Source organism: Bacteroidota bacterium, from assembly GCA_039821555.1.
Lineage (GTDB): Bacteria > Bacteroidota > Rhodothermia > Rhodothermales > Rubricoccaceae > JBCBEX01.
In genome coordinates this window covers 235,518-250,424 of record JBCBNX010000003.1, presented here as the reverse complement: position 1 = coordinate 250,424, position 14,907 = coordinate 235,518, and the positions used below count along the sequence as shown (strand labels likewise).

The window sequence follows — 14,907 nt, the reverse complement described above, 5'->3', positions numbered from 1 at the left end:
GGTCGGGGCAACGGGGCGCCGCGTATCTTACGCGCCCTCATCCACACCCGCCCGCTGCCCTTATGCGCCGCCCGAATACCGTCGTCCTCGTTGCCCTTGCGGCACTGCTCGCGTTTGCTCCGTCGCTCTCCGCGCAGCCAGCCGGTGTCCCCGACACGCACCGCGCGGGACCGCTCGACAACGGCAAGATGTGGCTCTTCGAGCAGCCGCCGATCGCCTACCTCGACTCGACCTACGATTTCCGCCCCGACGCGGACTGGTTCGAGCGGGCCCGCCTCGGCGCGCTGCGCATCTCTGGGTGCTCGGCGGCGTTCGTCTCGCCGAACGGGCTTGTGGCGACCAACCACCACTGCGTGCGCAGCCAGATTGTGGAGGTGGCCGAGGAGGGCGAGTCGCTGTTGGACGACGGGTTCGTGGCGATGACGCTGGACGAGGAGCGCCCGGTGCCCGGCTTCTACGCTGACCAACTCATCGCCATCGCCGATGTGACGGCGGAGATCGAGGCCGAACTGGGCGACGGTGCGGGGGCGGTGACGCCCGAGCAGATCGAGGCGGCCACGGACGCCCTCGCCGAGCAGCTTGCGAACGCGCGCGGCGGCGAGGACGCGGGCATCCGCGTGGAGGTGGTCGCGCTCTACGAGGGCGGACGCTTCTCCGCCTACACCTTCCAGCGCTACGAGCACTTCCAACTCGTCATGGCGCCCGAGTACGCGCTCGGCAGCTTCGGCGGCGACGCGGACAACTTCACCTTCCCGCGCTACAGCCTCGACTTCGCCTTCCTCCGCGCCACTGACGCCGACGGCGGGCTCCTCACCGTCGAGCACTACTTCCCCCTCGCCCAGGACGGGGCCAGCGCAGGCGACCTCGTCTTCGTGATCGGCAACCCGGGCTCGACCTCGCGCCAGGCGACCGTCGCCCAGCTCCAGTTCCGCCGCGACCTCGCCGTGCCGACCGACCTCGCGTGGGTGACGAGCCGCACCGACGCGCTCGCCGCCTACCTCGCGCAGAACCCGAACGACGACACGCAGCGCGTGACGCTCTCCAGCCTGCTCAACTTCCAGAAGTCGCTGCTCGGCCAGCAGGACGCGCTCCGCAACGAGGTCGTGATGGCCCGGCGCGCCGACTCCGAGCGGCAGTTCCGTGAGGCGGGCGCAGGCGACCTCATCGACCAGATGGCGGCGGTGCAGTCAGACCGTCGGGCGCTCGGCGACGCGTTCCAGGCATTCTCGCGCTTCGGTAGCCAGCGCTTCTCGTCCGGCTTGATGCTGCGCGCGCTCATCGGGGCGCAGGGTGATGCGGAGCGGCTCGCCACCATCGAGAACCGGCCCGACCCGCTTGAACGGCTCTACTTCGAGGCCGACATCGCCACGCTGCGGCGCTACTATGCCAAGGCCGGCCTGCCCATGCCCGAGGTGCTGCGCGGCGCCTCCGACGCGGCCGTGGCCGCGAAGCTCCGCAGCAACACGGCCCTCACCGACGCCGCAAGCACGCAGACCGCGCTCGACAACGGCGGCCTCCCCACTGCTGACGTCCTCGTCCAGCTCGGCGGCGAGGTGCTTGGCGAACTCCGCCGGTTCTACCAGGCCAGCGGCGAACTCACGGAACGCGAGCAGGCCGTGGCCCGCGCCATCGGGCAGAAGCGCTTCGCCGTCTACGGCACCGCCGTCCCGCCCGACGCGACGTTCTCGCCGCGCATCACCGACGGCCTCGTGCGCGGCTACGAGTACAACGGCACCGTCGCCGCGCCCTTCACGACGTTCTTCGGCCTCTACGACCACTACAACTCCTACTGCGATCAGGACGACCCGTCGGACGACGCCGGGGCCGGAGCCGGAGCGTGCATGTGGGCGCTGCCGGAGCGCTGGCTCCCCGTCCCCGACGCGCTCGCGCTCGGCACGCCGGTCAACTTCTCGTCCACCGCCGACACCATCGGCGGCAACTCGGGCTCGCCGGTCGTGAACCGCGACCTCGAACTCGTCGGCATCAACTTCGACCGGACGATCGAAGGGCTGGCGCGCAACTACCTCTACTTCGCCGAGATCGGACGCAACGTGTCCGTGGACGCGCGCGGCATCCTGGAGTCGCTGCGGTCGGTCTACCAGCACGACCGCCTCGTCACTGAGCTGACGACGGGTGAACTCTAGGCCCGCACGAACGTGAGGACGCCTGAACGCGTGACCATGAAAGAGCGGCAGGCCCTCGAGCGAAATCACCTCCATACGTTCAAGCCTGCATACGTTCACACGTTGCTTGGTGCGGTGCTGCTCGTCCTCGTGGGGACTGGCTGCACCCGGACGGTCCGCCCGACAGCCTACGAGGGGCCGCTGGTGCGCTGGATGTGGTCGGGCGCGGTGACGCCGACCTCGGCGACGGTGGTGGCGCAGCTGCGGCAGCCGCAGGACTCGGTGCGCGTCGTGTTCAGCCGCACGCCCCGCTTCGAACTGGCCATTGCCTCAGCGTGGGTGCCGGCGCCACGCGGCACGCTGAGCAACGACGCGACGGTACGGCTGCCCGTGCGAGGCCTCGTGCCGGGGATGAGGTACTTCTACGCGGTCGAGACGCCGAGCCTCCGCGATACGGCCTTCGGGCGGCTGCGCACGCCACCGCGCGGGCCGCACTCGTTCACGTTCGCGGCCGGGGCGTGTGCCGCAACAGGGTCGCGCAGCAGCGTCTACGACTCGATCCGCACGCTCAACCCCGACTTCTTCTTCCACCTCGGCGACGCGCACTACGAGGACATTGAGCAGAACGACGTGGCCGTGTTTGGCGAGGCCTACGACGACATCCTGACCTCGCCCACGCAGTCGCTCCTCTACCAGAGCACGCCCATCGCCTACACCTGGGACGACCACGACTTCGGCCCCAACGACTCCGACGCGACCTCGCCGAGCCGGTCCGCCTCGCGCATCGCCTACCAGCGCTTCGTCCCGCACTACCCGCTCGCCGATCCGGACGCCGCGCCCGAAGACCGCGCGATCTACCAGACGTTCGTGCGGGGCCGCGTACGCTTCGTGGTCACCGACCTCCGCTCCGAACGCGACCCACACGACGTCCCGCTCCCGGAGCGCTCGATGCTGGGCGCGCAGCAGAAGGCCTGGTTCAAGCAGACGCTCCGCGACGCCACCGAGCCGCTCGTCATCTGGGTCAGCGGCGTGCCGTGGATCGCCGACCTCGACGAGGACGGCGACAACTGGAGCGGCTATGCCGCCGAGCGCGCGGAGCTGGTGGCCTTCTTCGAGGAGATCGACATCACAGGCCGCATGGTCATCCTCTCGGGCGACGCCCACATGCTCGCCGCCGACGACGGGACGCACAGCCCCGGCGGCATCCCTGTCTTGCAGGCGGCCCCGCTCGACCGGCGCGGCTCGGTCAAGGGCGGGCCGTACACGCACGGGCCTTTTGCGCCGCCGGTCTTCTCAATGACCAACACCTTCGACGGGCAGTTCGGTATCATCACGGTGGAGGACGAGGGCGGCAGCGAGCTCTGCCTCACGTTCAGCGGGCGCCGCCTCGATCGCAGCGACGACGAGGTCGAGGAGCTCCTGCGCCTCACGCGCTGCTTCCAGGTCCCCGACCGCCTCTTCGACGGCCCCATCTTTGAAGGCCCGCCGGTTCCTGACGATGGCGGCCAAGAGGAATAGGCCTACGCTTCTGCCGCGAGCGTCACGCGCACGACGCGCACGGGCTGGCCGGGTGTGCGCACATGGACGAGGTAGGACCCCGGTGGCACCGCCGCGCCGCGCTCCGAGCGAAGGTCCCAGGTCGGCACGCCGAGGCCGTCGCCGCGCACCGTGCGCAGCGGCACGCCACCGGTGGTGAAGACCGAGAGCGTCGAGCCCGGCGTGGTGCCTGCGATGCCGAGGCGGCCACCTCGGGGCGCGATGCTGCGCGCGAGCGGCAGCCCAAACACAGTGGCGTCCGCCCAGCCAGAGCGCAGTGATCCGTTGGGCGCGCGGACCACGAGGTCGGCGAGGAGCGCCGCGTTGGCGGGGTCGAGGCGGACAGCGTCGCGGAAGGCGGAGCGCGCGTCGTCGTCGTTGCCCTGTTCGAGGAGCACGAGGCCCTCGACTAGGGCAGCGGCGTGCCAGGACGGCCGCTCGGCGCGGGCGGCGCGGGCTTCGTCCAGCGCCTCGGTGCGGCGGCCCTGGCTGTGGAGGAATGCGGCCCGGCTCGTGCGCACGGTCGCGAGCGCAGGCTGGAGGTCGAGCGCCTGCACGTAGAGCGCGTCGATTTCGTTAGACGCTCCGGTGCTCTCGGCGAGCACCGCGTCAGTGCGGGCGCGGGCGAGCGCTTCGAGGCGCTGCGGCGTGGCCTCGGCATCCACGGCCGCCTCGAAGGCGGGGAGGGCAAACTCCAGTTTGCCGAGCTGGTGCGCGACTACGCCGAGGAGGAACTGTGCCTCCCCACGCTCTGCGCCATCGCCGACCGCGCGGAGGGCGTTCGTGAGCAGCGCCGCGCCCTCGGCCATCGTCTGCGGGTCGCCGATCTGCGTGCCGAAGATGGACGTCGCCATGCCCTCGTAGACCGCGCCCGACTCGGTGCCTGCGTCGCGCTCGTAGTAGGGCGCGAGCACGCCCGCCTCGCCGAGCGCCAGCGGCTCCGAGGCGACTGGGCGGCCGTCGTCTGGACGGCCGTCGTCTACGACGCGGATCAGGTGGTCCGTGAACGACGAGTGCGGCGCGTCGTCGGCCTCGACCTTGGGCATGTGGCAGCTGAAGCAGTTCGCCCCGTCGGCGTGCTGCGCCTGCAGTTCGGGCGTCGGCATCAGCGCTTGCAGCGCGCGCTGTTGGTCAGGGGTAGCCGCGTGGCACGACTGGCACGTCTGGTTGAAGTAGCCCGGCCCGGCCTCGCGGAAGCCCTCGTGGGGGTTGTGGCACGTCGTGCACTCCATCGGGGCCGCCGTGTTGAAGGTCGCCTGTTCTAGTGAGACAGTGAAGCAGGCACTCTGCCGCATCCGGTCGGCGTGCGAGACGACGGGGATCTGGTCGCCCGACATCTCCTCCGGCAGCGCGAAGAACGAGCGGTGCGCCGCGACGAGGCGGCCGGGGACGTAGCTGAACGCGTCCTCGTCCTCGCGCAGCACCGCCGTTGTGGCGTGGAGGTGGCACTGCTGGCACGTGTCGAGCCGCCGCTCCAGGTCGAGGTGCCCCGTGTTGACGATGGTCGGGTCGACCCAGTCGGGGTCGCCGCCGGAGGGCTCGGGGTCTTCGAGGCGGGCCGCGACGTGCGTCGCGCCGGGGCCGTGGCACGACTCGCAGCCGATGCCCATCGGCATGTCCGGGTACTTCCCCTCGACGAACGGCACCGTCTCAGGGTGTCCGTTGTGGCAGGCCGTGCAGCGGTCGGGGATGAGCCGGTCGAAGCGCCCGTTGGTGACCTCGTAGCCCGGCGAGAAGTCCCAGCGCCCCGCGCCGTCGTCGGCCTGGGTGTACCACGTCAGCGGGAGTTGGTAGAGGCGGTCGTTCTCCTCGAAGAAATACGTCCGCGCCGCCGAGCCGCTGCCCATCACGAAGTCCATCGGGCGGCGCAGCGTGTGGACAACGGCGCCCGACGGGTCGCGCAGCCGCTCCTCCTGAACGAGTCGGCCGTCGACGTCCAGGACGACGTATTCGTAGCCCGCGTTCACGTCGCGGATGGGCCTCGTCAGGACGCGCTCCACCTGCACGTCGGGCGACCACGCGTAGAACGAGTTCGCCATCCCGTGGCTTTGGTAGCTCGCATAGAGGTCCTCGTGGCACGTCGCGCAGGCCGCATCGCCGACGTATTCGACCCCATCGGCGATGGCCAGGAACGGGTGCACCGCGCTGTCGGCGACCTCGTCCGGCGAGGTGCCGCCGCAGCCCACGACGAGCGCGACAGCGAGGAAGAGGCAGCCGACGATGCCGGCCGTGAGGAGGCGGGGTGGAGTCATGAAGGGCGGGGGAGACAGGGCCAAAGTATACCGGGTGGACGCAGCGCGCGCAATGGGTAGGCTGGACGGTCTGGGTTGCACTGAAACCGCTTTCATCGCGCCGCGCTGCTCGATATATTGCCCGCGATTGTGAAGGCCCCGTAAACCGCCCGTTCCCCCGTGCATACCCAGCCCGCGCTCTCCTGCGTGCTCGCCCTGGTTGTCAGCCTCGCTGCCAGCGCGTGCGGCGGCGTGCCTAACACGGACGCGGACGACTCTGGTGGCGCCACGGTCGCGGCGGTCTCCGATACCGGTAGGGCCTGGGTCACGCTCTTCGACGGCACTAGCCTCGACGCCTGGCGCGGCTTCGCCGACGACGCCATCCCGCCCGGCTGGCAGATCGACGACGACAGCCTCCTCTACTTCGACCCGGCGCCTGAGGGAGGCGGCGACCTCGTCACGCGCGAGGCCTACGCCGACTTCGAACTGGAACTCGCCTGGAAGATCTCCGAGTGCGGCAACAGCGGCCTCTTCTACCGCGGCGTGCTCGGCGACACGTACGACTACATCTGGCAGACCGCGCCCGAGATGCAGGTCCTCGACGACGCCTGCCATCCCGACGCGCGCTACCCCTCGCACCGGGCTGGCTCGAACTACGACCTCTACGTGGCGACGCCCGGCGTGGTCAAGCCCGCGGGCGAGTGGAACGATGTCCGCATCGTGGCCCGAGGCGGGGCGGTCGAGCACTGGCTCAACGGCGAGCGCGTCGTGGCCTACGAGCAGGGCAGCGAGGCCTGGGCGGCCCGCGTCGCCGCGAGCAAGTTCCGTCGGATGCCGACCTACGGCGCGTTCATGAGCGGCGTGATCGGCCTGCAAGATCACGGCGACCCCGTGTGGTTCCGCGACATCCGCATCCGCCCCCTCGATGTGTGACTGGGCGACCCCTGCAGATTTCCCCTAGCATTCCGGACACCGAGAACCTTGCTGCTCTCTAGCTCCTCGACCACCAAACCGCCATCCCCGCGCACGCGGGGACCCATACGGTGTCGGCGACTGTAGCGAAGCATCGCATAGATCCTCGATCACGTCGGGGATGACGCAGGAACGGGGTGTCCGAACTGCGTGCTCCTTTTCTCCCCCACCAACTTCCTCCTCCCATGCAGCGAGGCCTGAGCGCGCGCCTAAGCGCGATGATGTTCCTGGAGTTCTTCGTCTGGGGCGCGTGGTACACCACCGTCGCGGTCTACATGGCCGCCGAGGGCCTAGGCGACCTCACGCACTGGCCCTACACGGTCAACCCCGTCGCGGCCATCGTCGCGCCGTTCTTCCTCGGGCTGATCGCCGACCGCTACTTCGCCGCGCAGAACGTCTTCGGCGTGCTCCACATCCTCGGCGGGGTGTTCATCCTCGCCGCGCCGAGCACCATCCAGAACCCGACGCTCTTCATCCTGCTGCTGCTCGCCTACAACCTGTGCTACATGCCCACGCTCGGGCTCTCTAACACCATCGCGTTTGAGCACCTCGACGACCAGGAGCGGCAGTTCCCGATCATCCGCGTCTTCGGAACGATCGGCTGGATCGTGGCGGGTCTGGCGATCTCGTTCGTGATGAGCCCGATCCTCGGGGTGACCGCCGAGGCGACGGCGTGGCCGCTCTACCTCACGGGCATCTTCTCGATCGTGCTCGGCTTCTTCGCCTTCACGCTGCCCAACACGCCTCCGGCGGCAGCGGGCGAGCCCGTCTCGGTGCGCAGCATCGCGGGCGTCGACGCCTTCAAGCAACTCGGCAGCAAGCCGTTCTACATCTTCCTCGCGGCGAGCTTCTTGCTCTGCATCCCGCTGGCGGCCTACTACAACTTCACGCAGCTCTTCCTCTCGGCGACCGGCTTCGAGAATATCGCCGCGACGCAGTCGCTCGGGCAGGTGTCCGAGATCCTGTTCATGCTGCTCATGCCGATGCTCTTCGTCCGCTGGGGTGTCAAGTGGATGCTGGCCGCGGGCATGGCCGCGTGGGTGCTGCGCTACGCCCTCTTTGCCCTCGCCGCGCCGGACGCCGTGATGTGGATGATCGTCGGGGGCGTGTTCTTGCACGGCATCTGCTACGACTTCTTCTTCGTGACGGGCCAGATCTACGTCGAGAAGAAGTCCACCCCGAAGGTGCGCGGCCAGGCGCAGGGGCTGCTCGTGCTCGTGACCTACGGCGTCGGCATGCTCATCGGCGCGCAGGTCGCGGGGCAGCTCTACAACCGCTTCCTCGGCGACCGCGAGGCGCTGCCGCTCGCCGAGTGGCCCGACTTCTGGTGGCTCCCGGCGGGCCTCGCCGCGGTGATCCTCGTCCTCTTCATCGCGCTCTTCAACGACAAGGTGGACAAGGAACCCGTCCCGTCGGACACCGCGTCTACCCCCGCGCCTGAGGCGGGCGTACCCGTCGTTTCCTGATTCAGCCCGTCGTTTCCTGATTCAGCCCGTCGTTTCCTGATTCAGCCCGTCGTTTCCTGATTCAGAACGCTTCCTGACCCCAACCTGACCCCATCATGCACGACCTCGTGAATCCCACGATCGACCGGCGGACGGCGCTGCGGCGGCTCTCGGGCCTCCTCGGCGGCATCGCCACGGCGCCGCTGGTCTCCAGCATGCTCGCTGGGTGCACGGCGCCCTCCGGCGAGGAGGCCGCGCGCTACACCTACGTCGCGCTCGATGAGGGCCAGCAGCGTACCCTCGCGGCGCTCGTCGACCAGATCATCCCCGCCACCGACACGCCCGGCGCGGCCGAGGCGGGCGTGCCGCAGTTCGTGGACAAGGTCCTCGCCGAGTGGTTCGACGCCGACGAGAAGGCCGACTTCCTCGCCGGGCTCACCGAGTTCGAGGCGCGCGCGACGACGCAGCACGGCACCGCCTTCGCCGACCTCGACGACGCCGCACAGCAGGCGATGGTCGAGGCGCTCGACGCCGCCACCTACCTCCCGCCCGGCGCTGCCGCCGAGGCGAGCGCGGCCCCGGACAGCGATGCCACCGCCGACACTGATCCCGACGGCGATACGGCCGAGAACGATGTCGCCGAGATGGGCGGCGGCGGCGGCGGCGACTCCAACGTCCAGACTCCCGGCACCATCCAGGTCAACCCCGACGCCCCGCCGTTCTTCCGCGCCATGAAAGAGCTCACCGTCGTGGGCTACTACACCTCCGAGATCGGCGCCACGCAGGAACTGCGCTGGAACCCCGCCCCCGGCCTCTGGCTGCCCAACGAACCCGTCACCGAAGATTACCGCGCCTGGGCCTAGCCGAGTAGCAAGTGGCAGGCGTCAAGTGGCAAGGTAGCCACGATGAATGCCTCGGCCCACTTGCTACCTGACACTTGCTACCTGACACTCACACTCCCCATGCCCCATCCCCGTGACGCCCACAGCACCTCGCTGATCGAAAAGATCTGCACGGTCAACGTCCAGACCTCCGAGCCCTTCGACGCCATCGTGGTGGGCTCGGGCATGTCGGGCGGCTGGGCCGCCAAAGAGCTGTGCGAGAAGGGCCTCAAGACGCTCGTGCTGGAACGCGGCCGCAGCGTCGAGCACGGCACCGACTACATCACCGAGCACAAGGCGCCCTGGGAGATGCCCTTCCGCGGGCGCGGCGACCGCCAAGCTGTGGAGGCGCGCCAGTTCCGCCAGTCGAAGGCGGGCCCGTTCAACGCCTACACGGCGCACTGGTACGTCGACGACGTGGACCACGCCTACGAGACGGCCCCCGACGGCGACCCCAACGAGGTCCTCTGGGTGCGCGGCTACCACCTCGGCGGGCGCTCGATCATGTGGGGCCGCCAGTCCTACCGCCTCGCGCCGATGGACTTCGAGGCCAACGCCCGCGAGGGCATCGGCACGCCCTGGCCCGTCGCCTACGACGAGATTGAGCCGTGGTACTCCTACGTCGAGCGCTTCGTCGGCATCTCGGGCGAGGCGCTCGGGCTGCGCCAGCTCCCCGACAGTGAGTTCCTCCCTGCGATGGCGCTCACCGGGCCGGAGGAGCACTGCCGCGACGTCATCGCCGAGCGGTTCGGCCGCACGCTCACCATCGGGCGCGCCGCCATCCTGACACAGCCGCACCTGGGCCGCGGCCCGTGCCACTACTGCGGCCCGTGCGACCGTGGCTGTACCGCCGGGGCCTACTTCTCCAGCCTCTCGTCCACGCTCCCGGCCGCCCAGGCCACGGGCAACCTCACCGTCCGCTCCGACTCTATCGTCCACAGCCTCATCTACGACGAGGAGCAGGACCGTGTCACCGGCGTGCGGGTCATCGACCAGGTCACGAAGGAGGCGATCGAGTTCTACGCCAACGTCGTCTTCCTCAACGCGAGCGCCCTGGGCTCGACGTCGATCCTGATGAATACCAAGACGCCGCGCTTCCCCGACGGGCTCGGCAACCAGTCCGGGCTGCTCGGCAAGGGCATCATGGATCACCACTTCAAGTGCGGCGCCGTCGGCGACATCCCCGGCTTCGACGATGTCGCCCCTTACGGCAATCGCCCCAACGGGATCTACATCCCGCGCTTCACCAACCTCCCCTGGGACTCGTCCTCGCGGCGCGACTTCGTACGGGGCTTCGGCTATCAGGGCGGTGCCGGGCGGCGCAACGGCTGGGGGCGCGGCGCGGGCATGCCGGGCGTCGGCGTAGCGCTCAAGGAAAACCTCCAGAAGCCGGGGGCCTGGGAGTTCGTCATGTTCCCCTTCGGCGAGATGCTGGCCTACGACGACAACTACATGGAGCTCACCGACGAGGTCGACCAGTGGGGCATCCCGATCCCGCGCGTCGTCGGCGGGCTGAAGGAGAACGAGCTCAAGATGCGCGAGGCGATGATCGCCGACGGCGTCGAGATGCTCGAAGCGGCGGGTGCGGAGAACATCCGCACCTTCGACCAGCCCTACCGCCTCGCCGAGGGCATCCACGAGATGGGCACTGCGCGCATGAGCGACAGCCCCGAGACAGGCTGCGTCGACCGCTGGAACCGCGTCCATGAGATCCCCAACCTCTACGTCACCGACGGGGCCTTCATGACCTCGGCGGGCTGCCAGAACCCGTCGCTCACCTACATGGCCTTCACCGCCCGCGCCGTCGACCACGCCGTCGAGTCCATGAAGCGCGGCGAACTGCGGGTGTAGACTGTCCATTCTTGTCATCCTGAACTCGTTTCAGGATCTCCACGCGATGTCTGAGATGCTGAACCACGTTCAGCATGACAGAGGTGGTGGTTCTGAGGCGAAGCAAACACCTACCCATGCGCCGTCGCGACTTTGTCCGCACCTCCGCTGCTGCCGCGACGGGCGCGGCGCTCAGCCCGATGATCCTGCCGCGCCACGTGCTCGGCGGCCCCGGCGTCCGCGCGCCGAGCGACCGGCTCCGGCTCGCCGCCATCGGGGCGGGCGGCATGGGCGCGCAGAACATGAGCCGCCTCACCACGGAGCACATCGTCGCGCTGGCCGACATCGACTTTGGCTACGTGGACGGCGGCATCGAGCGGCGGCTCACCAACCGCGACGGCTCGCGCAACGAACGGTGGCACACGCTCCAGGCGGCCTACGCCGAGGCGAACCGCTACGCCGACTTCCGCGAACTGCTCGACGCCGAGGAAGACCTCGACGGTGTCGTGATCTCGACGCCGGACCACGTCCACGCGCTCGCCGCGCTCATGGCGATGGAGCGCGGGTTGCACGTCTACGCCCAGAAGCCGCTCTGCTACTCCGTGGAAGAGTGCCGCCGCCTCGCGCACGCCGCTGAGTCGACGGGCCTCGTGACGCAGATGGGCAACCAGGGCCACTCCGGCGACGACGGGCGGCGCCTCGTCGAACTCGTTCGCAGCGGTCTGCTTGGCGAGATCCGCGAGATCCAGTGCTGGACCGACCGCCCCGCTGGGTGGTGGGGTCAGGGCATCGATCGCCCCGCGCCGCAGGACCCACCTGACGGCGTGGCGTGGGACCTCTTCCTCGGTCCGGCCCCCGAGCAGCCGTTCTACGAGGGCACGCATCCCTTTGGCTGGCGCGGCTGGGTCGACTTCGGCGTCGGCGCGCTCGGCGACATGGGCGCGCACATCCTCGACTTCCCCGTGTGGGCGCTCGGCCTCGGGCAGCCCCGCCAGATCCAGACGCGGCGCTCCCCGTGGGGCGGCGAGCGCGGCCAGCCGCCGGTGACCTACCCCGTCGCCTCGATGACGACCTACGTCTTCGACCGCGCCGATATCGGTCAAGGGGATGGCGGCGACCTCACCTTCACGTGGTACGACGGCGGTCTCCGGCCGCCCACGCCCGCCGGGGCTCCCGACGGTTTTGCGCTCAACCCCGATGGCGGGGGCATCTTCGTCGGCGAGCGGGGCAAGCTGGTCTACGACACCTACGGCCGCAACCCCCGCCTGCTGGCCGCCGACGGCAACTACGGCGCGCTCCAAGCCGAAGCCGAGGCCGTGCCGGTCTCGCTGCCGCGCATCGAGGGCAGCATGGGCGCGCACGAGCAGAACTGGGTGCGCGCGATCCACGGCGAGGAGCCCGTGTCGTGCCCCTTCAGCTACGCCGCGCCGCTCACCGAGACGATGCTGCTCGGCGTCGCCGCGATGTACGAAGAGAAGCCCGTGCTCTACGACGCCGACGCCATGCGCATCACCAACGCGCCCGCCGCCGACGCGCAGCTCCGCCGCACCTACCGCAGCGGCTGGGACCTGCCTGCCGAGAGTGTGTTCTCGCAGGGCTAGGGACCAGAGACTATGGACTGGCGAACAGGGACGAGTGGAGAGCGAGGAGGAAAGAGAAACCCAGCGCGTGCTCCCGCCATCCGAGTCGGTTTGCTTTCTCGACCCTCGACCCTCGACCCTCGACCCTCGACCCTCGACCCCCAATGCAACGACGCGACTTCGTCCGCACGGGCCTCGCAGCGGGGGCAGGCTTTACCCTCAGCCCAGGCGCCGAAGCGGCTTCCACGGCGGCGGCAGTGTCGCCCGAAGCGTCGATGCCGTTCCAGCACTCCGTCTGCCGGTGGTGCTACGGCGACCTCTCCGTCGACGAACTCGCGCGGGCGGCGAAGGCCATGGGTATCGCCTCGGTGGAACTGCTCGATCCCGAGGATTGGCCGACGGTGCAGGCACACGGGTTGACCTGCGCAATGCCGAACCCGCCGCGCCCGCCCGCCGACGTCACAGGCGGGCTGACCTACCTCGAATGGGGCTGGAACCGCCGCGCCCATCACGCCTGGCTCCTGCCCGCCTATGAAGCGCGCCTCGACGCCGTTGCGGCGGCGGGGCTGCCCAACCTGATCTGCTTCTCCGGCAACCGCGTCGGTCTCTCCGACGAGGAAGGCCTTGCTCATTGCGCTATCGGGCTGCGGCAACTCATGCCGACGGCCGAGCGCCTCGGCGTGACGGTGTGCATGGAGCTTTTCAACTCGAAAGTCGACCACCCCGACTACCAGGCCGACTCGACGCGGTGGGGCGCGGCGCTCGTGGACCTCGTCGGCAGCGACCGCTTCCGGCTGCTCTACGACGTCTACCACATGCAGATCATGGAGGGCGACGTGATCCGCACGCTCCGCGACTATGCGCCCTACATCGCGCACGTCCACACCGCAGGCGTGCCGGGGCGGAACGAGATCGACGAGACGCAGGAGCTGTTCTACCCCGCCATTGCCCGCACACTCGCCGAGATCGGCTTCGAGGGCTACCTCGCCCAGGAGTTCATCCCGACCGCCGCCGACCCGCTCGCCTCGCTCCGCGACGCCGTCGCGCGGTGTACCGTCTGAGGTCGGCGCCCGCGAGATGGGCCCGAAGCGATGGCGCGATGGGCGGGCCGATTGGCGCGAACGGCGAGTGAATATGCAGTCGCGCGTCGTATCGTGCGAAGCGATACGCTCCGCCCCTGTCTGCTGCTTCGATGGCCGTCTCCTACCGCCTGCCCACTGTCGTTGGTCTGTTCTTGCGCGAGGTCGGCCTCGTACCCGCGCATGTCCTCCGGCGCGCTGGGCTGGCGGCCGACCTGCTGGGGCGCGAGGCGCCGGCCGTCACCGGCGGGGAATACCATCGCCTGTGGACGGCGATTGGGGAGGAGGGCGGCGAGCGGCTCATCGGGCTCGATCTCGGGCGGCTTGCGGCACAGGAGGTACTGAGTCCTCCGCTGATCGCGGCGCTCGCCAGCCCGGACCTCGCGACGGCAGCGCAGCGGCTCGCGCAGTACAAGGCGCTCATCGGGCCGATCCGGTTGACGACAGACGCCGACGCGGACGGCCTGGCCCTGCGCATGTGCGGCGTCGGCTTCGGCCTGCCCCCGGCGCTAGCGCTCTTCGAGGTCGCCTACTGGGTCTACTTCGCGCGCCGCGCCACCCGCGAGCCCGTCGTGCCTCGGCGTATCGAACTGCTGGCTCGTCCCGCCGATGCCGTCGCCGTTGAGGAGGCGCTCGGCTGCCGGGTGCGGACGGGGCCGGACGTGCGCGTGACGTTCGCCGAGGTCGACGCGTGGCGACCGTTCCTCACCGCCGACGCCGAGGCGTGGCGGTTCTACGAGCCGGTCTTGCAGGAGCGCCTCGCTGACCTCGAACAGGGCGCAAGCCTCACCGAGCGGGTACACGCGACGCTCGTCGAGATGCTGCCGAGCGGGCGCGGCGCCGTCGACGAGGTGGCCCAGGCGCTGGCGCTCAGCCCGCGGAGCCTCCAGCGCCACCTCCGCCGCGAGGGCACGACGTTCCAGAAGACGCTCGCCCGCACCCGCGAGACGCTCGCGCTGCACTACCTCCGCGCGACCGAGATCACGACCACCGAGGTCGCCTTCCTGCTCGGCTACGACGACCCCAACTCGTTCTTCCGCGCCTTCCGCTCGTGGACCGGCACCACGCCCGAGCGCGCACGCCTCGCCTTCGCCACAGCCTGAAAGCGGCTGCGCAGCTACGTCCAGACTACGCTGCTCGCGTCCAGGCGCAACGCCCGCCCGAGCGTCTGAATCGGGAGCCTGTTGCCTGCGCAATACCGCGTCTGCTTCCGCCTTCGTACATCTGGCT

Annotated in this window: 10 protein-coding genes; 9 read left to right on the top strand and 1 reads right to left on the bottom strand. The window is 69.8% G+C overall.

Features of this window, described 5'->3' with window-relative positions; genetic code table 11:
- The first annotated feature begins 62 nt into the window (after positions 1–62).
- A complete protein-coding gene (locus AAFU51_05425; GenBank protein ID MEO1570691.1) occupies positions 63–2,144 on the top strand; it encodes a S46 family peptidase in 2,082 nt (693 codons plus the stop codon).
- Between the two features lie 114 nt (positions 2,145–2,258).
- Complete coding sequence (locus tag AAFU51_05420) at positions 2,259–3,641, top strand: alkaline phosphatase D family protein (GenBank protein ID MEO1570690.1); 1,383 nt, start codon at positions 2,259–2,261, stop codon at positions 3,639–3,641.
- Positions 3,642–3,643: 2 nt separating this feature from the next.
- Here AAFU51_05420 and AAFU51_05415 read toward each other — a convergent pair whose 3' ends face one another.
- A complete protein-coding gene (locus AAFU51_05415; protein ID MEO1570689.1) occupies positions 3,644–5,911 on the bottom strand; it encodes a tetratricopeptide repeat protein in 2,268 nt (755 codons plus the stop codon).
- 159 nt (positions 5,912–6,070) lie between these two features.
- Between AAFU51_05415 and AAFU51_05410 the strand changes: the two genes are divergently transcribed.
- From AAFU51_05410 to AAFU51_05380, 7 genes are all read left to right on the top strand, one after another.
- Positions 6,071–6,823: a DUF1080 domain-containing protein gene (locus tag AAFU51_05410; protein ID MEO1570688.1), complete on the top strand. Its 753-nt coding sequence runs from the start codon at positions 6,071–6,073 to the stop codon at positions 6,821–6,823.
- A 224-nt stretch (positions 6,824–7,047) separates the two neighbouring features.
- On the top strand, positions 7,048–8,328 hold the full coding sequence (locus tag AAFU51_05405; GenBank protein MEO1570687.1) for an MFS transporter: 1,281 nt from the start codon (positions 7,048–7,050) through the stop codon (positions 8,326–8,328).
- Positions 8,329–8,423: 95 nt separating this feature from the next.
- Positions 8,424–9,170 carry a gluconate 2-dehydrogenase subunit 3 family protein gene (locus AAFU51_05400; GenBank protein ID MEO1570686.1) on the top strand — a complete coding sequence of 249 codons (747 nt, stop codon included), beginning with the start codon at positions 8,424–8,426 and terminating at the stop codon, positions 9,168–9,170.
- A gap of 99 nt (positions 9,171–9,269) precedes the next feature.
- Positions 9,270–11,039, top strand: coding sequence for a GMC family oxidoreductase (locus AAFU51_05395; GenBank protein MEO1570685.1), 1,770 nt, complete (start codon positions 9,270–9,272; stop codon positions 11,037–11,039).
- Positions 11,040–11,155: 116 nt separating this feature from the next.
- On the top strand, positions 11,156–12,619 hold the full coding sequence (locus AAFU51_05390) for a Gfo/Idh/MocA family oxidoreductase (protein MEO1570684.1): 1,464 nt from the start codon (positions 11,156–11,158) through the stop codon (positions 12,617–12,619).
- 143 nt (positions 12,620–12,762) lie between these two features.
- Complete coding sequence (locus AAFU51_05385; GenBank protein MEO1570683.1) at positions 12,763–13,659, top strand: TIM barrel protein; 897 nt, start codon at positions 12,763–12,765, stop codon at positions 13,657–13,659.
- Between the two features lie 131 nt (positions 13,660–13,790).
- Positions 13,791–14,780 carry an AraC family transcriptional regulator ligand-binding domain-containing protein gene (locus tag AAFU51_05380; GenBank protein ID MEO1570682.1) on the top strand — a complete coding sequence of 330 codons (990 nt, stop codon included), beginning with the start codon at positions 13,791–13,793 and terminating at the stop codon, positions 14,778–14,780.
- The last annotated feature ends 127 nt before the right edge of the window (positions 14,781–14,907 follow it).

Excerpts from the sequence above, each read along its gene's own strand:
- AAFU51_05395 (MEO1570685.1), top strand. The coding sequence starts at position 9,270 with ATGCCCCATCCCCGTGACGCCCACAGCACCTCGCTGATCGAAAAGATC.
- AAFU51_05380 (MEO1570682.1), top strand. The coding sequence starts at position 13,791 with ATGGCCGTCTCCTACCGCCTGCCCACTGTCGTTGGTCTGTTCTTGCGC.
- AAFU51_05385 (MEO1570683.1), top strand. The coding sequence starts at position 12,763 with ATGCAACGACGCGACTTCGTCCGCACGGGCCTCGCAGCGGGGGCAGGC.
- AAFU51_05390 (MEO1570684.1), top strand. The coding sequence starts at position 11,156 with ATGCGCCGTCGCGACTTTGTCCGCACCTCCGCTGCTGCCGCGACGGGC.
- AAFU51_05405 (MEO1570687.1), top strand. The coding sequence starts at position 7,048 with ATGCAGCGAGGCCTGAGCGCGCGCCTAAGCGCGATGATGTTCCTGGAG.
- AAFU51_05400 (MEO1570686.1), top strand. The coding sequence starts at position 8,424 with ATGCACGACCTCGTGAATCCCACGATCGACCGGCGGACGGCGCTGCGG.
- AAFU51_05415 (MEO1570689.1), bottom strand. The coding sequence starts at position 5,911 with ATGACTCCACCCCGCCTCCTCACGGCCGGCATCGTCGGCTGCCTCTTC.
- AAFU51_05425 (MEO1570691.1), top strand. The coding sequence starts at position 63 with ATGCGCCGCCCGAATACCGTCGTCCTCGTTGCCCTTGCGGCACTGCTC.